We start from the raw sequence: 20,804 nt of genomic DNA, 5'->3' as shown, positions 1-20,804 counted from the left end.
CCTAAAACCTACTTGAAAATACTATTGAGGAGTTTTTGCGCACCCTCTTTTGCCTTGTCATCTTTGATGTATTTATCTATCGCCTTTTCTGCACCCTTTGAAATTGCCTTAGTCGCTTCAGCTTTGATTAAATCACTCGCATCAATGTTAATATCGGGCGAGGAGAGCTTGTTGCGCGCTTTGAGATAAATATATTTATCTTTGATTTGGAACTTCAAATCTGCGTTGATTGTGTTTTTATCCATATCAATACTTGCGCCTTTTGCTGCAATAATCGTATTATGGCTTTTTAATCCAATATCTGCGATTATAAGGTTTTTATCAATATTCGCATTTAGCCCTGCGTCCTCATAAGTCTCTTTAGTAATATCAGTCTTAAGATATTGCTGTGCGAGGTCTGTAATTTTATTTGGCATTAGCTTACCATTGCTTAGCACCGCCTTGAGTGTACCTTTTTCTGTTAATGTATCATATTGCAAGTTACCATTCATATTTGAGCTAAAGACTTCAGGGAGCTGTGCCATTGTGAAAAGTTTAAGTGTATTGACATCTTTGAGTGAGGCATTGAGTTTAGAATTATCAAGCACCGCGTCTATATTGCCCCCGAGTGATTGCGTATGAAAATCTGCATAGAGCGTTTCAGCGAGCTTTGCTATACCTGTGGCTTTAAAGTCTCCGGCAAGTTCTATGCCCGTGATAAATTTAAGCTTTTTAAGATTTGGAATTACCGCTTCGTAAGGGACATTCACAGCAAAGTCATTAAGATTAATGCTCGTTTTGGTGAGTTTAAGTGTAGCAATATCAGAATCGAGCCTAGAATCTGCGTTGCCTATGCCCTTATCAAGCATTATATTCGAGGCAAGGTTGAAATTTGTATTTGGCATATCTAAATCCATTTCTTTTTTCATTACCGCGTTGTTTGTTATACCCTTGAGATTAAGAGTCGTTTTTGTAGAAATACCTTTATCAAAATCGCTTAACACAGCATCGAGATTAAGCTTCATATTTGCATAGCGCGGCATATATATCATCCACAAGAGTGTATCAAGGGACATATTTTTTACCTGCACTTGCGCACTATGAGGCGCAAGGTCTCTAAGTTCCGCATTAAAGGTTGTCTGTGAATCTGCCACATTCGTGCTACCCCTTACCTCTAAAGATTCCATTCCGCCTATAATATCAGCTTTTGTCGCGTAGCTCCCGCGTATAGGCATACCTGCAAGTGGTGTGAAAGCCGATAAATCGCTCAAATTCACATCAATATGCGTTTTGGTTGTGAGATTACTAATGAGCGTTTCCCCTGTGGAATGGATATTGCCGACATTTGAGTTAAAGTTAAAGTCGTGGTTGAGTTTATCCATATCAAAAAGCGCATTAAGCACGATAGCAAAGGTTGTTTTTGGCACTTCTATTTCAAAGTCTTTTTTAATTAATGTGCTATCGACCAAGCCTTGAGTAATGTTTAAAAGCGCGTTGCCATTGAAATTCATATCCTTATCGCCCTTAATATCAGCATTGAGATTAAGGGCACCGTTTGCGTAGGGCTTCATACCTACCATAGCCAAAACCTCTTTGATTTGCAAGTCTTTGATGTGGGCGATGATTGAAGTAGGCGTGTAGTCTTGCAAAATTACAGCAATATCGGTAAAGGACTTTGCTATATCGCTTGTTGTATTGATTGCGAGATTATTGAACGCACCTTTTGCGGTGGTATTGATAATAAATCCTCCTTGCAATGGCGTATCCACAAGCTCACCAAGTGCTGAAATATCTCTTGCATCGACCTTGAGAGCGATATCAAGTGTTTGTGAGAGGAGTGAGAAATCCCCGCCAAGTGTGATAATAATCTTGTTGCTGTGCGTAATTAAAACATCAATGCTTGAGAATCCTAGCGAAAACTTATCCACATCAAGCTTGAGTGGCGCATACTTATCAATTTGAGATTGCAAAATGCTTTTTACGAGCATATTGCCCGGTGGCGTGAAGAGCACTATAATCACAAGCAATACTAACGCGCAAATAATCCCAAGAAACCACAATAAAACCTTCTTCATTTTTCCCCTCCAATTTTTTATGAAAGTTTAGGCATATTAAGTTGCCTATTTCTGCTCGCGATAATAACGAGCACAAAAATGCTTACGATGATGAGTTTAAACCATAGTGGTAGCGGTTCAGATTCACCCGCAGCATAGCTATGCATACCGGTAAGATAATAATTCACACCAAAATAAGTCATAAGCACCGAGAAAAAGCCAAGCACCGAGGCACTCGCAAAGACAAAAGGTAGATTTGTTTTGCATATGAGTCGCAGGTGCAAGATAATAGCATACACACCAATGCTAATAAGCGCCCAAGTCTCTTTAGAATCCCAGCCCCAGTATCGCCCCCAAGATTCATTTGCCCATACACCACCGAGAAAATTTCCCACACTTAGCAGAAATAGCCCTAAAATCATCGACATTTCATTGAGTGCAGTGAGGGAGAAAATCGAGCTTGTGATATTTTCCCGAGATTGTGTTTTGAGTGTGATTTTAGGGTGGCTAATGATAAACATTAAAAGCGTGATGAGCCCTAGCACAAAGCATAATCCTAAGAATCCATAACTTGCTGTAATCACAGACACGTGGATATTGAGCCAATAAGATTTAAGCACGGGCATAAGATTGCCAATTTGCGGGTCCATATCGCCAAGATAAGCGACAAAGAGCGTAACTCCAGCCAAAAAGCTTGACGCGCACAAAGCAAGGTTTGATTTTCTAAAAAATACCACGCCAGAGAGCATAGCAGCCCACGCAATGTATATCATTGATTCATAAGCATTGCTCCACGGGGCGTGTCCTCCCACATACCAGCGTAACGCCAAGGCACAAGTATGAATGATGAAAAGTAGAAGCAAAATAAGATAGAACGCATTATGTAGGAGTTTATGCAGAGGCTTATTGCGAACAATCGCGCTAAGCACAATGATAAAAAATACCACGCTTATAAGAATATATGGCAGGGTGAGTTGATAGAAAGGATTGTAAGTATTGAGGAAAATTTCTGAATCCACCTTTGCCTGTGATATTAATGTATCCTGCGCGTTTGCTTGTTGATACTCACGCATAGCCCCTATGGCTTTTATCGCCTCGTCCCACTTGCCCGCTTCTAATCCATTTTGGATACCAATGCCTAGCTGCTTATATATTTCTAAAAGCTTCGTTGCCTTTGCCATATCCTCTTGTGCCACAGCGGAGGATATCGCATCAAGCGGAGAGAACCATTGGTTATTTTCAGCCTTGCTATCGGGGAAGATTCTAAGTGCCTCTCCGGTGTAGATAAGATATGCGTAATTAACGCGCTTATCAACATTGATAACATCTTTTTCAAAGGCATTGCGTGAAGCGGGGCTTTTGAGATTTGCCTCCTCGACATAGTTTTGTAAGAGATATTGTCCATCTGCCAAAACATCAGCAAAAGAAATATATTTTTGTTTCTCATCAAGCCCTAGAATCTGACGTAATTGAGGGGTTTCTGTCGCTATCATTTTTACGCCCTGCATTGCATCGGGCAAAAAGGTCATTGTCAAAAATACTTGAGTAGAATCCATTCCTAGAAATTTTGTTTTTTTGGTGATTTGGTGGATATATTCATTTGCAAGTGTGTGAATGGGCTTCGTGCGTCCGCCAAAATCTTGCATTAGCACCTTGTCAAATTCCTTGCTAATCGCACCAAAGCTTTGTATTGCAAGCTTGAGTTGCTCCTCTGTGGTGACATTTAGGAGCGAAGAGGTATTATCCATTTTTTCCATTCTTGCGTGAGGATTTATAGAATCTCTCTCCTGTGTTGCCTCCTGCTGTAATATAGAATCTGCTTCATCTAGTGCCTCTTGCGTCATCTCCTGCGTGTTTGAATATGTTTGCAAATTTGTGGAATCTGTCTGTGCGTGGAGGGTATATGGCAAAAGAGCCGCGCTAAAGGCTAAGGCAATACAAAAGTTTTTTTGTGTTTTGAGGAATCTGCTAAGAGTTCGAAAGCGTCCATTTTTATCAAAAAGTAGCCAAATCACGCCAAGCACGAGCAGAGTATAGCCAATGTAAGTTGGTGTTTTGCCCGGGTCCCTATTCACAGAGATATGCGAACCTTTTTCGTCCGTATCATAGGAGGATTGGAAGAATCTATACCCGCCATAATCAAGCACATTGTTCATAAAGATTCTATATGGCATAGGCGGATTTGCGCCATCTAGCACCTCTACTTGCGAGGCATACGAGGCGGGGGAGTTTGAGCCCGGATATCGTTCAAGCTCAAATTTTTCTAGTTTTAGCTTAAAGGGAAGCGGGACTTGATCCACACCCCACGCGAGAAAAATCATATATTCATCGCTTGTAAGCAGAGTGATGCTTTCTTTTGTGGGTGTGAGATTCCCTTGTCTTAGAATCTGCGTGTTAGTGCTTTGCCCCGCAAAGTCTATCTTTGCATCAAGCACATATATGCCATTTTGTGGGATATGAACCTCGCCTGTGCTGATATGCAAAGGCTTGTCAAAAAATTTTATCGTGCGCTCTATTTTGCTATTGAGTTTTTCATCAATATGCGTTTGAATCTGCGCGTATTGCACATTATTTTGCAAATCCTTGACTTGTATAAAAATATAATGTTCGTTTGTTGTAATAAGATTTGTGCTTTCTCCCTCACGCAAATTCATCATACCCTCAAAACCAAAGTATCGCGTAATCCCCGCACCGAGTATGATAACGATAAAAGAAAAATGTAGGAGCAAGGAGGCATATTTCTTTCTTTGCCACGCCTGTGAAGTAATGAAACAGCCAATGAGTGCAACTACAAGCCATATATGCAGCACATCAAACCAAAATGCGCCATACACATAATATCGTGCCGCCATAGTGCCATCATATTTTTCAATAAATGTTGCAATCCCGCAGCCAATCGCATACACAGCCATTAGCACGAGGGCTACTCGCAAGTCGCAAAAAAGGCTTTTAATAATCTTCATTATATCTCCTCGTTGATTTCTCTATTGATTTGTTGTAAATTTTTTCCAGCCCACGCGCCACTTGCCATATACTCATAGAGTTTTAGCATCTTATCCTGTGGTAAGTAGCCGGGTAACTCATAAATAGCCTCGCCACTTTTGTCTATAAATACAAGCGTGGGTGTGGGGCGCATAGGGGATTTTACATAAGATTCCATAAGGTTATGGGTAGGGATTTTTTGCTCCTTTTCACCAAAATGCAAAATATGTGTTTTTGTGTAGCTTACATTGACATAATAGGGCAGGAAGTGTGCTTTTAGCATCTCTTTGAGCGCGGGATTTTTTGCAATATCATCTTTTAGTTTATCGCAATAGGTGCAATTATTTTTGCTAAAAATAAGAAGCGTGAGTTTGTTTTCATCAGTATTGATATGCTTTGTGTCTAAAAACACATCTTCTAGTCCTGCATAGCTTGATTTATCTCTATTTTCGGCTTGTTTTAGAATCTCGCTTTTATCCTGCGCAGTAGAGATTTTTACCTGTTCGTCCTCACAGCCTACAATACTCAGCATACAGAGCAAAAGAGATATTTTAAAGATTTTTTTCATTCCACAATCCTTCCTTGCTTTCTTTGATGATTTGCATAATGGCATTGGCAAATTGTGTATTATCATTAAAGCAACTACACACGCGATATTCAGGCATTCCTAGCTCCTTTGCTACTCCCGCATATAGAATCTTTAGCTCATACTCTGTTTCGGAATTATCAAGGGTGAATGATGGCGGATAGACTATCATCTTATGCTTTTTGTATTTGCGTATAGTGTCTTTGGTGCTAGGTTCTAGCCATTTCATACGTCCAACTTTTGATTGATAGCTTAGAGCAATTTTTTTAAAGACTATGCCCTTTTGTGCGAGGGCAGATTCTAAAGCCTCCTTGTTTTGATTACAATGCTTTTCATAGGGGTCGCCCTCGTCAATTCGCGCTTGTGGGAGACTATGCGCGGAGAGTAATAGCACAAAATCCTGTGCATTATCCGCCCCAAGAGTTTCCTCTATGCTTTTAACGATACAATCAATATAAAGCGGGTGAGTATGAAAATGTGCGACCTCTGTGATATGTGGCGTGTAATTTAGTCTTTGTAGTGCTTCCCTCGCATCAAGTAAAGATGATTTTGCCGTAGAAAATGAATACTGCGGATAAAGACTAAAAAGCACTATGGATTCTATATTTTGTCGTTGCAAATCCGCTAACACATCATAGTTAAAAGGCGGTGTGTAGCGCATAGCGTAAGTGTAAAGATTTGTAGAATCTAGCTCGTTTAGTTTATTTACAAGATTGAAAGTGTGGGCTGTAAGTGGAGATTTGCCCCCTATTAGCTCATAATTTTTTTTTGTATCTTCCACGCGCCTATGGGTGATGAAATTTGCCAACATTTTACGCATAAAATTGTTTTTTATCCCTAAAATCAAGGGATCGTTAAACACATTTTTTAGGAAACCTTCCACTTCGTAAATACTATTTGGTGCGCCCATATTGAGTAAGACAACAGCTTGAGATTTGATGATAGATCCTTCATATTATACTTTGGGTTAAAAATTTTAAGTGATAATAAACTACTAAGGTTAATCATTAATAAGGAGAAGCTATGCAAGAATTTGATACCCTCACATTACAAGAAACCTATATGAGCCTTTTGCTGTATCATAAAATCTTTGCCTATTTTTTCGCACTCCCTTTTGTTTTGAATCTGCTCGTTTTGTTTTTTGGCTCTCATAACCTCGTTAAGATGAATAAAAAAATATACTTCATCGCGCCTATCACCTTTTTCCTCCTCTCTGTGGCGGTGCTTAGCGGTGTGAATCTCTGGGTGTTTGGGCATATTGAGTTAGGGCTTAATCTCATTGTGATGATTACATTTTGCCTTTTTGTATTTGTGGGGGAAATATTTCGTATGAAGATTCTCAAAGTCGCTAGACGCACGAGCTTTGAGGCGATGCAAAGCTATATAAGATTTTCAAAGGTGCTTTATGTGCTTGATTTAGTCTTTTTCGCTCTTATCTTGTGGTTTGCCTAATGCAGTTTTTATATCATCAAAATGCTGGAGAATCCCCACTTACACTTAGCGATGAAACCTTTCATTATCTTTTTAAGGTGCGCCGCATTGCGCCAAATGAGCATATCAAAATGCGGAACCTGCGCGATAAAAATCTCTATATCTATGCCATAGCACAGGTGCAAAAAAAATCCGCGCTTATAGAGATTGTTGGTTTAGAATCTACAAATCCCGCAGATTCTAAACATTCAAATGAGGAGGATTTTACACTTTCAAATACTACACAAGATTTTAGAGCTAGTGTGTGTCAATCCCCAGCCTTACATTTATTGTGGGCGATAATTGAACCAAAAGTTATTGAAAAAACACTTCCATTTTTAAATGAACTTGATGTGGCGCGTATAAGCTTTTTTTACGCGCAATTTTCGCAGCGGCAGTTTGCACCCTCTTTAGAGCGATTAAACAAGATTCTTATCCAATCTTGCCAACAATGCGGACGCACCAATCTTATGGATTTAGAAATTTTCAAAAGTTTTGATGAGGTATGCACTGCATATACACCTTTTTACGCCTTTGACTTTGGCGGTGAGGACATACGCGCCTTTATGCCATATAGAGAATCTACACAATCAAATGCCACGCGAGATTTAGAATCTACACGATTAAAATTTGCACAAGATTCTAAAATCATCCCTCAAGATTCCCAAACTCTTCGTATAATGGTGGGGGCTGAAGGGGGTTTTAGCGATGCAGAAAGAGCGCGATTTGATAAGATTGTAAGCCTCAAAGAAGGCACGATTTTACGCAGTGAGAGTGCGTGTGTATTTCTAGCGAGTATTGCTAAACTTTGGCAGAAGCCATAATTACAAGGAGCGCAAATGCAAATGGAACAAATGAATATAGAGCAGATCAAAGTTGGGATTGTGGGTTTGGGCCTTATGGGCGGCTCTATGGGCTTGGCACTCAAGGCTTTGGGGCAGATTCAAAGTCGCCATATTAGCCGAATTTTAGGCTATGATAATAATCCCATTCACGCGCAACAAGCTTTGAATCTTGGGCTTGTTGATGAATGTGTAGAATTAGATGAGATTTGGCAATGTGATGTAATTTTTCTTAGCACACCGCTTGAAAGCATTGTTGCGCTCATTACATCGCTCACGCCCGATATGATAGGGCAAAAAACTACGATTATTGATGTGGGTGGGGCAAAGGTGGAGATTCTCTTACATATCCCATCGTGGCTTCGGCATAATTTTGTTGGCGCACACCCGATGTGCGGGACAGAGTTTTTTGGTCCAAAAGCAGCTTTTGGTGAGTTATATAAAAATGGCATTGTGATTCTTGCTGATGTGGAACAAAGTGGGGCATATCAAGTCGAGATAGCAAAGGATATTTTTATTGGCATTGGTATGAAGATTCTTAAAATGTCTGCAAAGGAGCACGACAAGCATATCGCGCTTATCTCACATATGCCTCATATTATGAGCTATGCTCTCGCAAATGCAACTTTGTCTCAAGAAGACCCTCAAACGATTCTCGCGCTTGTAGGTGGTGGATTTCGCTCAATGAGTAGGCTATCTAAAAGTTCCCCGTTGATGTGGAAAGATGTGTTTAAGCAAAATAAGGCAAATGTGCTTAAGGCTATGGCGCATTTTCAAGAGGCATTTGATGTGGCGCGAGAAATGCTAGAAAATGAGGATTGGAAGGGATTAGAGTGCTTTATGGCAAGGGCGAATACATTGCAAAAATTTATGTAAAGGGGTTTAGGATTCTAAAACCTTAATAAATTAAAAACAGAATCTTCAAAAAGATTTTCTCTATTGATGTTAAAATCCTATGTGTAAATTAAAGTATGGCAAGAAAATAAAGCCAAACAATCTTGCTCTATATTTAAAGAGAATATGGGAATGGGAGCAATTTTGGCTTTATTGTGCTTTGTGTTTAAGTTTATTATAAAAAATCTAATATAATCACGCTTACGCAAAATTCAAGGGATTTAATGAATAGAATCTTTATATGTGCTCTTTTGTGTCTTAGTGCGCTATGGGCTAGAAATATTGATGAGATACGATATCAGGGCTTGAGTGCCATTTCTAATGTCCTTGCCGATGAGATTGTAAATATCAAGCCCGGAGATAGTCTAGATATTGCTAAGGTCGATAAAGCTGTCGTAGCGTTGTATTCGCAGGGATTTTTTGAGGATATTTATGCGAGTTATGAAGGGGGTGTGCTGACTTTTCACCTTACACAGAAGCCAAAGGTGGCGAGTGTGGAGATAAAAGGATATGGGAGTGAGCAGGAGAAAGAGACGTTATATTCGCAGATTGGCATTAAAAAGGGCGATAGTTATGATGAGACAAAACTTGCGCGTGCAAAGATCATTATCCGCACGATTTTAGAATATCAGGGGTATTATGGGACGGTGGTGGAGAGTGAGATAGCCAAAGTGGGCGATGATAGCGCATATGCGATTACTTTCAGTGTAAATCAGGGGGAAAATATCGTTATCAAAAATGCCATTTATGATGGGCGCGAGAAGCTTAAGGTAAAGGAGCTAGAGGAGTTAAGCGCAAATAGGCAAAAGCAATTTATGGGGTGGCTGTGGGGGCGTAATAATGGTAAGCTCAAACTTGCTGATTTGGAATACGACCACGCAAGGATTCAAGATGTATATATGCGTAAAGGATTTTTAGACGCGAGTGTCTCTCAAGCGTTTTTAGATGCAAACTTTAATGATTATAGCGCGAACTTGTATTATAAAATCAATGAGGGGGAGCGGTATAAGGTTACAGGCGTGAGGATTGTCCTGCAAGTCCCAGTGATTGAAGAAGAAGAGTTACGCAAGATTCTCAAAGTCAAAAAGGATACATATTTTAACATTGAGGAAGTGCGCGAGGATGTAGAAAAACTGCGACAAAAAATCGCAAACTTGGGTTATGCGTTTGCACGGGTTAGCCCGGATTTGGATAAAGATAGTGAAAATGCAGAAGTGAAAGTGTTGTATCTCATACAAGTGGGGCAAAAGGTAAAAATCAATGATGTGCTTATCTCTGGGAACACGCGCACTGCGGATAGAATCATACGGCGTGAGCTACTTTTAGCCCCGGGGGATACCTATAATTTTACCGAACTCAAAGAATCTGAAAACACATTAAGAAGGCTTGGCTATTTTGGCAAGGTGCAGATTAATGAACGGCGCGTGAGTGAAGATTCTATGGATTTGCTTGTGAATGTCGAGGAGACGCGCACGGGCGAGTTGATGTTTGGTTTAGGCTATGGAAGCTACGATAAGCTTATGATAAATGCTTCTATACGAGAGCGGAATCTTTTCGGGACAGGGCAGAGCGGGCAGCTTTATGCGGATTGGAGTTATCGCCGACAATTAGTCAATCTCACATTAAGCAATCCTCGTGTGCTTGATTCTAAATATAGCACTTCTTTTAGTGTATTTCACTCTTTATATTGGAATTGGGATTATAGGGAGCAAACCACCGGTGGCACAATCACCGCTGGAAAGCTCCTCACGCATACTTTGAGAGCATCTCTTGGATATACACTCTCTACCACGCGAGTAGTGGATTTTTATGATACAAGCTTGGAGCAAATCTATAAAACTTATCTTACTATCGATAGACCGCTTAAATCTGCCATTAGCCCAAGTCTTTATTTTGACAACACAGATGACTACTATTTTCCTAAAAATGGTGCAATTATCTCGGCATATGTAGAGTATGCAGGGCTTGGTGGAGATGAAAAATATACAAAATTTTATGGCAAAATGGCACTTTATTATCATCTTAAATCACTTATGGGGATTGATTTGATTGCGCGCTATAAAACTCAAGCTGGGGCAATGCTAAACCACGGCTATGTGCCCATTACCTCTAAATTTTATATGGGGGGGATTTCGAGCGTGAGGGGCTATCAAATAAGCTCACTCACGCCACGCGACCCGAGCGGGAGGATTCGTGTTGGTGGGAATTATATGATGACACATTCCGCGGAGCTTAGCTATGGAATCTTAGAGAAAGCACAAATGCGTTTGGCACTTTTTGTGGATTATGGAATGATAGGCGTAGATAGCCTTAGCGAGACTACTCGCGCATCTTGGGGTGCGGCGATAGAATGGATAAGCCCTATGGGTCCTATTGTGCTTGTATTCCCACAACCTATCAATCCACAACCCGGCGATAGAACATCACGCTTTGAATTTACAATGGGAACGAGATTCTAAAGTATGCTAGGGATTTTAGGTTAGGACTTGAAAAAGTAAGGAGTAAAAATGAGTGAGACACCACAAACAAAGCGCGTAAGCGATGAGGAGATTTTGTATCTAATGAAAAATGCCTCTTTGCGTGAGCTAGGGGAGAGAGCGAGTGCAATAAAGGCGCGGTTGCACCCGGAGAACATTACAACTTTTGTTGTGGATAGAAATATTAATTATACAAATATTTGTTGGGTTGATTGTAAATTTTGTGCCTTTAAACGCAAGGTGGGCGAAGATGGTGTGTATATTTTAAGCTTTGAAGAGATTGATAAAAAGATTGATGAGCTTTTAGCTATTGGTGGCACGCAGATTCTCTTTCAAGGTGGCGTGCATCCAAAGCTTAAAATTGAGTGGTATGAGGAGCTTGTGAGCCATATCGCGCAAAAATATCCTATGATTACCATTCACGGATTTTCGGCTATTGAAGTCAATTACATCGCTCAAATTTCTAAAATCTCAATTCCTGAAGTGCTTAAACGACTACAAAAGGCTGGGCTATCATCAATCCCGGGTGCTGGGGCGGAAATCTTAAGCGATAGGGTTCGGGATATTATCGCACCCAAAAAGCTTGATACAAAAGAATGGCTAGAGGTGCATAGAGAGGCACATAGAATCGGTATGAAAAGCACAGCTACGATGATGTTTGGCAGTGTGGAAAATGATGAAGATATAGTCGCGCATTGGCGTGTTTTGCGTGAATTACAAGATGAATTTAGCGGATTTAGGGCGTTTATTTTGTGGAGCTTTCAGCCAGATAATACGCCTTTGCAAAAAGAAATGCCACAGATTCACAAGGCTTCATCAAATCGATATTTGCGACTTTTAGCGTGCAGTAGAATCTACCTTGATAATTTTAAAAATATCCAAAGCAGCTGGGTTACGCAAGGCTCGTATATCGGGCAACTCGCACTGCTTTTTGGAGCAAATGATTTAGGAAGCACGATGATGGAGGAAAATGTCGTATCAAGCGCAGGTGTGTGTAACTCGATGAACGCGCAGGAGATGATAGCCCTCATCAAAGATATTGGCTCATTCCCTGCTAAGCGCAATACGGCGTATGAAATTTTGGAGCGGTATTGATGAAATATATTTATGCATTTTTGATGATTTTCACAATATGTATAGGAGGCTGTATGAGTAAGGAGAAAGAGGCGGATATACAAAAACAGGGGCAAAAAAGCAAGGTTTCTAGCGCGGTAGATTCTATTCATATTAATGGTGTGAAAGTGCCATTTATTTTTGAAGGAAGCGCAAATTTGCCGGTGGGGAGCTTGCAGCTTGTGTTTATGGGTGGGAGCGCGGATAGCGATATACCCGGACTTGCCTCTATGAGTGCTAAGATTCTAAACGAGGGGACAAAGGCATTAGGAAATGTGGGCTTTGCAAATGAGCTAGAGAGTAAAGCAATCGATTTATACGCAAGTGCTGGATTCCAAACTTTGAGCTTCAATATTTCTTATTTGAAGGAATTTGAGGACGAGAGCCTAAGGCTGTTTGCAATGCTTTTAAAAGACCCAAACCTTACGCAATCAAGCCTTAATAAACTCAAAGATTTGACTTTAAGCAAACTCGCGCGAGATGAAAGCGATTTTGATGAAGTGGCGAGTAAGAATCTTAATAAGATTCTATTCAAAGGCACACCTTTGGCTATCCCTGTGATTGGTGAGAGGGAGAGTATAGAATCTATGACATTAAAGGATATAGAAGCATTTTTGGCGCGCAATCTTGTTTTGAATCGTCTCATTATTGTCGCTGGGGGCGATATGCAAGAAGCAGAGATTAAATCAAAGCTTGGCACACTTTTGGAATCCTTGCCAAAGGGCGAAGCAAAGCAGAGATTGCATTTTAAAGTGTCAAAAGAGATAGATTCTATAATTGAGAAAAAGCCAACAGAACAGGCTTTTATATATTTTGGCGCACCTTTTGATGTGGCGGATAAAGAAAAAAACTATATCGCTAAAGTGATGAGTTTTATACTCGGGGGGAGCGGTTTTGGTTCGCGTATAATGGAGGAAGTGCGTGTAAAAAGAGGACTTGCTTATTCCGCTTCTTTATCTATAAGCGTGGGTGGTATAGCAGATTATGCAAGCGGACATTTACAGACAAAGCTTGAAAACAAAGATGAAGCGATACAAGTTGTCAAAGAAGTGTTGAATGATTTTATCACAAATGGTGCGACACAAGAGGAGCTTGATGCGGCTAAGGCATTTTTGCAAGGCAGTGAGCCGCTACGTGAGGAGAGATTATCCCAAAGACTAAATGTGGCATTTATGAACTATTTTAAAGGGCTACCTTTAGATTATCATAAACAAGAATTGCAACGCATTAATAATTTAAGTCTTGAAGAGCTAAATAGCTACATCAAATCACATAAAGAAATACTACAAATGAGTTTTAGCATAGTAGAGTAGGTTTTAGAATCTAAGTTTGATGAGATTGTATATTTGCATAGAATCCAAAAAGTTGTATGCGTTGTGATTGTAAAGATTTGTGTAAATGGTGATTGAGATAAAGAGAGCTTAAGATTGTGAGTCTTGAATTATCTCAATAGCTTTAATCACCCTTAGCACGTGGGCTTTGTCATTTTTAGATTCTGTATTTTTGTTAAGAATAAGCTTTGCAAAATGTGCTATGGAATTATCAAGGGGCATACTTTGTGGCAAAGTAGGGCTAAACTGCTCTCCTAGCTTGTATTCAATCATTTTTTTATAGAGACTATTTGTATCAAAGGTATCTTTTATCACCACGCCTGTATCAAAAAGTGCGATTTTATCCCGCTTGGTTTCATCATAAATTGCACTTTTTTTGCTTCCGCCAATAATCATCTCACGCACTTTAACGGGGCTTAACCAAGAGAGATTGAGGGTAATAATAATGCCGGATTCTAGCCGTATATTGATATTGGCAAGAGCGTCATTGGGATAGTCAAGATATTTCGCGCTAAATGTGGAAACCTCTTTAATATGAAGTCCAACAAGATAATCAATAATGCTTAAATCGTGGATTGCTAAATCCCAAATCACATCTACATTGCTTTGAAATAATCCCAAATTAATGCGCCTTGCGTTAATATAGACAATTTCACCAAAACTCTCTATATGTTCTTTGAGGTATTGCACTGCCGGGGAGTGCAAAAAAATATGGTCGCAGTAAAGTTTCACATTATGTGAATCTGCTAAATCATACAAGATTTTAGCTTGCGTGCTTTGTGTGGTAAGAGGCTTTTCTACAAAGGTATGTTTGCCTTGTTTTAAAGCAGATTCTGCTAGGGCAAAATGTGTGTGCGGTGGTGTGATGATGAATACTGCTTGAATATGAGAATCTGCTAAAATTAGCTCATAATTCGCATAAGGAGTAAAGGCGTAGCTTTGGAGAGCTTCATCTTGGGCTTGTTTATCATTATCAAAAATTGTTGTAAGATGAAAATGTGGGCTATCGTGTAGAGCCTTAGCGACATTGCGTCCCCAGTAGCCATAGCCGATAAGCGCACATTCTATCACTCAAATCCTTTTTTAGCATTATTCATACTCTGCTTTTTCAATGCTTTTTGCGGGGCGATTTGCCTTTTATAACACAAACAAGCAGGATTTAGCACAGAGCTTAAAACCTTGCGTATGCTCTAGCACAAGTGTTTGTGTGATTATAAGTGATTATATTAAATGGGCTTTGTGGTGGCGCAGTGTTGTGTGCGGTGGTGTTGCGAAATGTCTTGTTTTACAAATCGCGCTTTATGTGGGAATAAAATCGTAATAATTTGTGTAGGTTTTGGATTAGGCTGGGTGATTTTTGCGTGAGTAGTGCCACAAAAGGTTTTAGCCAAGTAATAAATACCTAATCATAGGAGAAAATAAGGAAAATATTGTAATGAGATGTTTAAAAATGAGGAAACTTATTTGATTTGTGTTTTAAATTTTTTTGTTTTGAAGCTAATGAAGCCGCAATGTTTGCAGATAAAATAATCTCTTTCCTCTCCAATTTGAAAAACTTTTGTATGCACACGGCTATTAGAATCTTTTTTTTGCAAAGAGATAGTGTATGCAGAGCGAGTATCTGTATCTACAAATTTTAATCCAAAGCTTTTGCCGCAGTTTTGACAGAGTGTTTTTTGTTTGGCATATAAATACATAAGCAGAGCTATGATAAAAGGCACAGGAGCAAGGATATAAATGAGAGAATCATTTTGCATACAAATGCCAACAAATCCCATTACGCAAATAAGAATCACAGCTAATGACAATAAGATTCGCTCTTTTGCTTCCTTATGCATAGAATTCTCCAAAAGTTAATTTATCTTTTACTTTTTTATCCAAAAAAAACCAAAATATTTTTATAATATCCCCCCCCCCCCCATTAAAATCTACTTAAAAAGATTCTTGGTGTGTTATAATGAAGCAAAAATTTGGCTAAAAATACAAAATTTTGCAAACACCATTAAGATTTAGGATAAGATAAATGAAAATATTTTTTACTTTTCTTTGCACTCTTTCATTATGCTTTTGTGATAGCCCACAACAAGCCTTTGAGCTTTTGTTATTTGCATTTTTTCTTGTTGCACTTTTTGAAAAAAATAAAAGGGATATAGAATCTGTATATCGCACTCCAAAAATTATGAATATTTTGGCAAGATTCTAAAAAATGACAAAGGTGAATGATGAAACAAAATGCAGCGCAATCACACATCACAAAGGAGCAGATTCAAAACGCAAAGGTAATGATACACGCTCGTAAAAGTGTGATTGATTTTGACACGCTCGGGCGCACACTTGCTTATAGTCCTTATTTGTCGCGCTTTGAGGTGGAGGCATTTACCCGCAAGGGAGATGATAAGCCAAAAATCGCTAAAAGATTCTCTATACAAGCCCATTTTGATGAAGTCTTGTTTCTACAGGAGGCGAGTGATTATGCGCAGAGCAAAGATAATGATGCGTTTTTGCTTGATTTGAGGGCGCAATATGAGAAGATTCAATCAAGTGAGAATGGGCTAGATACAGCTTTAGAATCTATCTCGCTTTTGCGCCGCCATAGCACTTTGCCAATCATTCACGCAGATATATTCCTAGAGCCATATCAAATTTTAGAATCTGCGCTTTTTGGTGCGGATAATGTGCTTATTCCTTGCGCGATACACTCTAAAGATTCTTTAAGCGATTTGTTGCATTTTGCGAGGAAGCTGGGATTTGAGCCTTGTATTGAGGTGAGTGATAAAGCCGAGCTAAAAAAGGCAATTTTTAGTGGCGCGAGTATGCTTTATATCCCACAAAATGCGCTTGATGAGCTTTTGAGCCTCGTGCCAAATACGCAGATGATTATGAGTGATCATTCTAGTGATTATGGTGTTGATATAGTGATTATTAATTAAAATTAGGCTAAATTAAGTTAGCTTTAAAGTGAATTTAGTTAAAAAACACGATTTTTTATCATAAGAAATGGGAGCAAAAAATGGCTTTGATGATTAATGATGAGTGTATTGCGTGCGATTCTTGTGCTGAAGAATGTCCAAATGGCGCGATTGAGGAGGGAGATCCTATTTATAGTATTGATCCAGATGTTTGCACGGAGTGCGTGGGAAGCTATGATGAGCCAAGTTGCCTTAGCGTATGCCCGGTAGATGCGATTGCGCCAGATCCTGATAATGTAGAAACCATTGAGGAGCTACGATATAAGTTTGAGACTTTACAAAAGGGTGAATAGCACATATGGCAAAAATTACTTCTGTTATTGATATTGGCTCAAACTCTGCGCGTATGGCGATATACCGCCGCACTTCGCGCTTTGCTTTTCATTTGATTTATGAGACTAAGAGCAAGGTGCGCATTTCGGAGGGTTGCTATGAATCCGGCGGCGTTTTGGGTAAAGTGCCAATGGAGCGTGCCATTAGTGCGTTAAAAGAGTTTGTTCAAATCGCAAAAGCGCATAAAAGTCGCAAGATTTTTTGCGTGGCGACTTCTGCCCTGCGCGATGCGCCAAATGCGGGTGTGTTTATAGATAGGGCTAGACGAGAATGCGCCCTCTCAATCAAGGTGATTGATGGGAAAAAGGAGGCTTTTTATGGGGGCATAGCTTGTGCTAATCTCTCTCATTATAAAGATGGAATCACAATAGATATAGGGGGAGGAAGCACGGAGTGCGCACTTATAAAAGATGGCAAGATTACGGATTTGATTTCGCTTGATATAGGGACAATTCGCCTTAAAGAGCTTTTTTTTGATAAAAAGGAAAACATAAAAGGTGCGATTGAGTTCATACAAAAACAGCTAAAAGACATACCCGAGCATTTTAGGCACGAGCGTGTCTTTGGTGTTGGTGGCACGATACGCGCCTTAGCAAAAATCATTATGAAAAATAAAAAATATGCCATTGAAGAGGTGCACGGCTATGAGATTGATGCGATACAGAATCTCAAGTTTTTTGAGAAAATTTCGCACACACCCTTGGATAAACTAGCAGACCTTGGTGTGCCACCGGATAGAATCGACAATATCCGCAGTGGTGCGCTTATTTTGCACCTCTTCCTTATGCGTTTTCAAACTAAGCAAGTTGTGGCAAGTGGTGTGGGTGTGCGCGAGGGCGTGTATTTGAGCGATTTATTACGTGGGCATAAAAATGCCTTTCCAAAGGGAATTAATCCCTCTATTGGCGCGATAGAGGATAGATTTATGCTCGATAAAAAATATGCGGAGATGACACGTAAAGAATCTTTAAAGATTTTTGACGCGCTTTTTCCCTTGCATAAACTTGATGAGCAGTGCAAGAAACTTCTTCATATCGCCTCATATCTTTCAAGCGTTGGGCGGATTCTAAATTTTTATAATGCTGGACATCACGGCTCATATTTTTTGCTTAACGCCCTAGAATATGGTTTTTCGCATAGCGAGAGAATGAGTGTGTGCTTACTTGTGGAGTATAGTGGGAGGAAGATTCCACAAGATGAGCATATCAGCCACATAAGCGATATGATGCCCAAACTCCTTAGCCTGCAATGGCTTAGCTTTATGCTTGCTCTTGCAGAGACAATTTGTAGGAGCGAGGGAAATATGCAGGTTAGCTATGAGTATGTGAAGCCTAAGATTTTAAAGATTCATACTTCGGCAGATTTGTATCTCGCAAAGGAGAATATTAACAATCTCCACCAACCAGAGCCTTTGTGTATTGAGTTTGTGAAATCTTAGGGGAAATGAGTGAAAGCACAAAATGCGTCTATAAACATCGCGATTTTACGACTTTCTAGCCTCGGCGATGTGATAGTTGGTGCGTGTGTATTGCCCTTTGTGAGGGCGCATTTGAGTGAGAAATATCCACAAGGTGTGCGTTTGCATTGGATTGTTGATAGCACTTTTGGTGCAGTTTTGGAGGATAGCCCTTGTATTGATAATTTGATTAGCATACCTCTTAAAAATGGCGGTATAAAGGCGATTCCACACATTATGGCGCAATTACAGAATCTAGAACCTTTTGATATACTCATTGATATGCAGGGTTTAATCAAATCTGCACTTTGTGGAATGATGAGTAAAAAAAGCGCGTTTTGGGGTTTTGCGTGGGATTCTATAAAAGAGCCTTTGGCAAGTCTATGTTACACGCACAAGGTGCATATCTCTTATAGTGAGCATATTTTAAAACGTAATCTCACGCTTGTAAATGCCGCGCTTGAAATAAAAGAGGAAAGTAAGGATATATTTTATGCTAATCGTGCTCAAGCTTTTGGTGTGAGTAAGCAAGCACGGGAGCAGGTGGAGAGTATTTTGGCAGAAGCTAGTGTGCAAAATGGCGTAAATGGTGCGAATAAAGGGGATTGTATAAATATCCTACTCGTGCTTGAGGCGAGTTTAGAATCTAAAAGTTACCCGGTGGATTTATTTATAGAGGTGATACGAGAGTTTTTAGAATCTCACCCACTCGCGCGTATCTTGCTTATTCAGCACGGCACGGACAAGGCACAGCGTATAAAGGAGCATTTCAAGGCGGACAATCAAGTAGTGCTGTTGCCACCCATTAGTATGGGGGCTTTAAAGGCACTTATGCAAGAGGTGAATTTGGTCATCGGCGGGGATACGGGTGTTACGCATTTGGCATGGGCGATGCAGAGGGCTTCACTTACGCTTTATGGCAATACCCCACCGCAGAGATTCGCGCTCAATAGCCCCATCAATCGCTTTTTGTGCGGTAGTGAGAATCCAAATTATAAAAAAGATGATTTTTCCATTGCACGCATAGCCCCGCATACGATTTGTGCGTGTGCTAGGGAGATACTAGACACAGCTAGGATAACAAAATGAATGTGTTGGCAAAGATCTTAAGATATGTAGCCGATGGGCTTGGTTTTTTTCTAGCGCATATCCCACATAGGCTTTTTGTGTGGCACATCAAGTCTTTGGCTTTTATGATGAGAATCTTCGATAGGCGGAGATTCAAAGATGCTAAGGCGAATTTGGATTTTGTCTATGGGGAGGAGATGAGTGAGGAACAAAAGCGTGCGCTCATCAAAAAATGTTACGAAAATTTTGCTTTTGTGCTATTAGAGACCATACGCGTGCCATTTATCTCCACAGAAGCTTATGCGCGGTGTTTTACATTTATCGATGAACATTATATTTTAGAATCCCTACAGAAAGACAAGGGTGCGGTGCTTGTGTCTGCTCACTATGGGTATTGGGAGGCAATGGCGAGCGTGCTGCCACCTCGCTATGCTTGGTGCAATATGGCTTCTTTGGGGCGTTTGACGCCATTTGATGCGATTAATCAAATGATTATCTCAAGGCGAGAGTTACAGAAGGTAAAATTTATTGATAAAAAGGGTGCGTTTAAGCATTTGCTGAAGCTTTATGGCGGTGGTAATGCTCTCGTTGGTATTCTCATCGACCAAAATATTTCTGAAAGCGAGGGCGTGTGGATTGAGTTTTTTGGCAAGAGGGCTACACACACGACTATCGCCTCTGTACTTTCTCGCCGCTTTAATGTGGGAATTGTGCCTGTGATGATTAGTATTAACGAGGATTATAGGAGATTTGAGGTGCGATTCTACCCGCCCATTTACTGCAAGAAAAGCGAGGATAGCAATGCGGATATTTTAGAAGCTACACAATCTCAAGCAGATACGATTGAAGGGGCGATTAGGGCAAAACCTCAAGATTGGTTTTGGTTTCATAAGCGCTGGAAATCGGCTTATAGGGAGATTTACAATTCTTAAGGTGTTAGGATTTTGGAATCTATTGCGGAGCTGTCTCTTTCTCTGTCATTTTTTAACAAAATAGAGAAGATAAAGATTTTATAATTTACCAAAACAAAGTATAAAACCCTATACATGATGAAGATTCTAAAACCTAAAAGAATCGGTATAGAATAGTCTGCGTAGCGTAAGCAGTGGGGTTGGTTAATTTTTTATAAAAACTGCTATTTTTAGCATTTCTATTAAGCCCACTTTAAGCCTCGCTTTTGTAATATTTCACTCCCATTTGATTGAGCTTCTGTCTCTTCTTGTAGGTTTAGCAAATGTATGAGCTTTTTT

General features: G+C 40.0%; 18 protein-coding genes. 12 read left to right on the top strand and 6 right to left on the bottom strand.

Annotation, left to right across the window (positions count from 1 at the left end):
• Positions 1 to 8: 8 nt before the first annotated feature.
• From LS67_RS08085 to hemH, 4 genes are read right to left on the bottom strand one after another with little or no spacing between them, the layout of a single operon-like run.
• Positions 9 to 2,054 (bottom strand): hypothetical protein, encoded by a 2,046-nt coding sequence (locus LS67_RS08085; RefSeq protein WP_034326640.1) that lies wholly within the window; start codon positions 2,052 to 2,054, stop codon positions 9 to 11.
• Between the two features lie 17 nt (positions 2,055 to 2,071).
• On the bottom strand, positions 2,072 to 4,996 hold the full coding sequence (gene ccsA / locus LS67_RS08080; RefSeq protein ID WP_034326637.1) for a cytochrome c biogenesis protein CcsA: 2,925 nt from the start codon (positions 4,994 to 4,996) through the stop codon (positions 2,072 to 2,074).
• Complete coding sequence (locus tag LS67_RS08075; protein WP_034326635.1) at positions 4,996 to 5,583, bottom strand: SoxW family protein; 588 nt, start codon at positions 5,581 to 5,583, stop codon at positions 4,996 to 4,998. Before LS67_RS08075 ends, ccsA begins: the two co-directional genes overlap by 1 nt.
• Positions 5,567 to 6,511, bottom strand: a complete 945-nt coding sequence (gene hemH / locus LS67_RS08070; protein ID WP_034326633.1) for a ferrochelatase — start codon at positions 6,509 to 6,511, stop codon at positions 5,567 to 5,569. Before hemH ends, LS67_RS08075 begins: the two co-directional genes overlap by 17 nt.
• A 113-nt stretch (positions 6,512 to 6,624) precedes the next feature.
• On the opposite strand from hemH, the gene LS67_RS08065 reads away from it, so the two are divergent.
• From LS67_RS08065 to LS67_RS08040, 6 genes are all read left to right on the top strand, one after another.
• Positions 6,625 to 7,053 carry a hypothetical protein gene (locus LS67_RS08065; protein ID WP_034326631.1) on the top strand — a complete coding sequence of 143 codons (429 nt, stop codon included), beginning with the start codon at positions 6,625 to 6,627 and terminating at the stop codon, positions 7,051 to 7,053.
• Complete coding sequence (locus LS67_RS08060) at positions 7,053 to 7,895, top strand: 16S rRNA (uracil(1498)-N(3))-methyltransferase (RefSeq protein ID WP_034326629.1); 843 nt, start codon at positions 7,053 to 7,055, stop codon at positions 7,893 to 7,895. Before LS67_RS08065 ends, LS67_RS08060 begins: the two co-directional genes overlap by 1 nt.
• Before the next feature lie 45 nt (positions 7,896 to 7,940).
• Entirely contained in the window at positions 7,941 to 8,789 is an 849-nt protein-coding gene (locus tag LS67_RS08055; RefSeq protein WP_034326672.1) for a prephenate dehydrogenase, read from the top strand.
• 242 nt (positions 8,790 to 9,031) lie between these two features.
• Entirely contained in the window at positions 9,032 to 11,266 is a 2,235-nt protein-coding gene (bamA, locus tag LS67_RS08050; protein ID WP_034326626.1) for an outer membrane protein assembly factor BamA, read from the top strand.
• Positions 11,267 to 11,314: 48 nt separating this feature from the next.
• Positions 11,315 to 12,379, top strand: a complete 1,065-nt coding sequence (locus tag LS67_RS08045; protein ID WP_034326624.1) for a dehypoxanthine futalosine cyclase — start codon at positions 11,315 to 11,317, stop codon at positions 12,377 to 12,379.
• Entirely contained in the window at positions 12,379 to 13,710 is a 1,332-nt protein-coding gene (locus tag LS67_RS08040; RefSeq protein ID WP_328590461.1) for a M16 family metallopeptidase, read from the top strand. Before LS67_RS08045 ends, LS67_RS08040 begins: the two co-directional genes overlap by 1 nt.
• 108 nt (positions 13,711 to 13,818) lie before the next feature.
• Here LS67_RS08040 and LS67_RS08035 read toward each other — a convergent pair whose 3' ends face one another.
• Together LS67_RS08035 and LS67_RS08030 are read right to left on the bottom strand one after the other, a co-directional pair.
• Positions 13,819 to 14,799: a Gfo/Idh/MocA family protein gene (locus LS67_RS08035; protein WP_034326622.1), complete on the bottom strand. Its 981-nt coding sequence runs from the start codon at positions 14,797 to 14,799 to the stop codon at positions 13,819 to 13,821.
• 389 nt (positions 14,800 to 15,188) lie between these two features.
• On the bottom strand, positions 15,189 to 15,566 hold the full coding sequence (locus LS67_RS08030) for a hypothetical protein (protein WP_034326617.1): 378 nt from the start codon (positions 15,564 to 15,566) through the stop codon (positions 15,189 to 15,191).
• 185 nt (positions 15,567 to 15,751) lie between these two features.
• Between LS67_RS08030 and LS67_RS08025 the strand changes: the two genes are divergently transcribed.
• The 6 genes from LS67_RS08025 to LS67_RS08000 all read left to right on the top strand — a co-directional run bounded on the left by LS67_RS08025 (position 15,752) and on the right by LS67_RS08000 (position 20,486).
• Positions 15,752 to 15,931, top strand: a complete 180-nt coding sequence (locus LS67_RS08025) for a hypothetical protein (RefSeq protein ID WP_034328402.1) — start codon at positions 15,752 to 15,754, stop codon at positions 15,929 to 15,931.
• A 19-nt stretch (positions 15,932 to 15,950) separates the two neighbouring features.
• Positions 15,951 to 16,658 carry an indole-3-glycerol-phosphate synthase gene (locus LS67_RS08020; RefSeq protein WP_034328400.1) on the top strand — a complete coding sequence of 236 codons (708 nt, stop codon included), beginning with the start codon at positions 15,951 to 15,953 and terminating at the stop codon, positions 16,656 to 16,658.
• An 80-nt stretch (positions 16,659 to 16,738) separates the two neighbouring features.
• Positions 16,739 to 16,990, top strand: coding sequence for a YfhL family 4Fe-4S dicluster ferredoxin (locus LS67_RS08015; protein ID WP_034328399.1), 252 nt, complete (start codon positions 16,739 to 16,741; stop codon positions 16,988 to 16,990).
• A gap of 5 nt (positions 16,991 to 16,995) precedes the next feature.
• Positions 16,996 to 18,468, top strand: a complete 1,473-nt coding sequence (locus tag LS67_RS08010) for a Ppx/GppA phosphatase family protein (RefSeq protein WP_034328397.1) — start codon at positions 16,996 to 16,998, stop codon at positions 18,466 to 18,468.
• A 9-nt stretch (positions 18,469 to 18,477) separates the two neighbouring features.
• On the top strand, positions 18,478 to 19,575 hold the full coding sequence (waaC, locus tag LS67_RS08005) for a lipopolysaccharide heptosyltransferase I (protein ID WP_231944809.1): 1,098 nt from the start codon (positions 18,478 to 18,480) through the stop codon (positions 19,573 to 19,575).
• Positions 19,572 to 20,486, top strand: a complete 915-nt coding sequence (locus LS67_RS08000; RefSeq protein ID WP_034328395.1) for a lipid A biosynthesis lauroyl acyltransferase — start codon at positions 19,572 to 19,574, stop codon at positions 20,484 to 20,486. The genes waaC and LS67_RS08000 overlap by 4 nt, the downstream gene beginning before the upstream one ends.
• The last annotated feature ends 318 nt before the right edge of the window (positions 20,487 to 20,804 follow it).

The sequence above is a fragment of the Helicobacter sp. MIT 03-1616 genome (assembly GCF_000765685.2).
Taxonomy (GTDB): Bacteria; Campylobacterota; Campylobacteria; order Campylobacterales; family Helicobacteraceae; genus Helicobacter_C; species Helicobacter_C typhlonius.
This window is presented reverse-complemented; position numbering and strand designations above follow the sequence as displayed.

What these genes read in the sequence shown, in the direction of transcription:
- LS67_RS08000 (WP_034328395.1), top strand. Translation starts at nt 19,572, where the DNA reads ATGAATGTGTTGGCAAAGATCTTAAGATATGTAGCCGATGGGCTTGGT.
- LS67_RS08085 (WP_034326640.1), bottom strand. Translation starts at nt 2,054, where the DNA reads ATGAAGAAGGTTTTATTGTGGTTTCTTGGGATTATTTGCGCGTTAGTA.
- LS67_RS08010 (WP_034328397.1), top strand. Translation starts at nt 16,996, where the DNA reads ATGGCAAAAATTACTTCTGTTATTGATATTGGCTCAAACTCTGCGCGT.
- LS67_RS08040 (WP_328590461.1), top strand. Translation starts at nt 12,379, where the DNA reads ATGAAATATATTTATGCATTTTTGATGATTTTCACAATATGTATAGGA.
- ccsA (WP_034326637.1), bottom strand. Translation starts at nt 4,996, where the DNA reads ATGAAGATTATTAAAAGCCTTTTTTGCGACTTGCGAGTAGCCCTCGTG.
- LS67_RS08025 (WP_034328402.1), top strand. Translation starts at nt 15,752, where the DNA reads ATGAAAATATTTTTTACTTTTCTTTGCACTCTTTCATTATGCTTTTGT.
- LS67_RS08065 (WP_034326631.1), top strand. Translation starts at nt 6,625, where the DNA reads ATGCAAGAATTTGATACCCTCACATTACAAGAAACCTATATGAGCCTT.
- LS67_RS08045 (WP_034326624.1), top strand. Translation starts at nt 11,315, where the DNA reads ATGAGTGAGACACCACAAACAAAGCGCGTAAGCGATGAGGAGATTTTG.
- hemH (WP_034326633.1), bottom strand. Translation starts at nt 6,511, where the DNA reads ATGGGCGCACCAAATAGTATTTACGAAGTGGAAGGTTTCCTAAAAAAT.
- LS67_RS08075 (WP_034326635.1), bottom strand. Translation starts at nt 5,583, where the DNA reads ATGAAAAAAATCTTTAAAATATCTCTTTTGCTCTGTATGCTGAGTATT.
- LS67_RS08015 (WP_034328399.1), top strand. Translation starts at nt 16,739, where the DNA reads ATGGCTTTGATGATTAATGATGAGTGTATTGCGTGCGATTCTTGTGCT.
- bamA (WP_034326626.1), top strand. Translation starts at nt 9,032, where the DNA reads ATGAATAGAATCTTTATATGTGCTCTTTTGTGTCTTAGTGCGCTATGG.
- LS67_RS08020 (WP_034328400.1), top strand. Translation starts at nt 15,951, where the DNA reads ATGAAACAAAATGCAGCGCAATCACACATCACAAAGGAGCAGATTCAA.
- LS67_RS08060 (WP_034326629.1), top strand. Translation starts at nt 7,053, where the DNA reads ATGCAGTTTTTATATCATCAAAATGCTGGAGAATCCCCACTTACACTT.
- LS67_RS08030 (WP_034326617.1), bottom strand. Translation starts at nt 15,566, where the DNA reads ATGCATAAGGAAGCAAAAGAGCGAATCTTATTGTCATTAGCTGTGATT.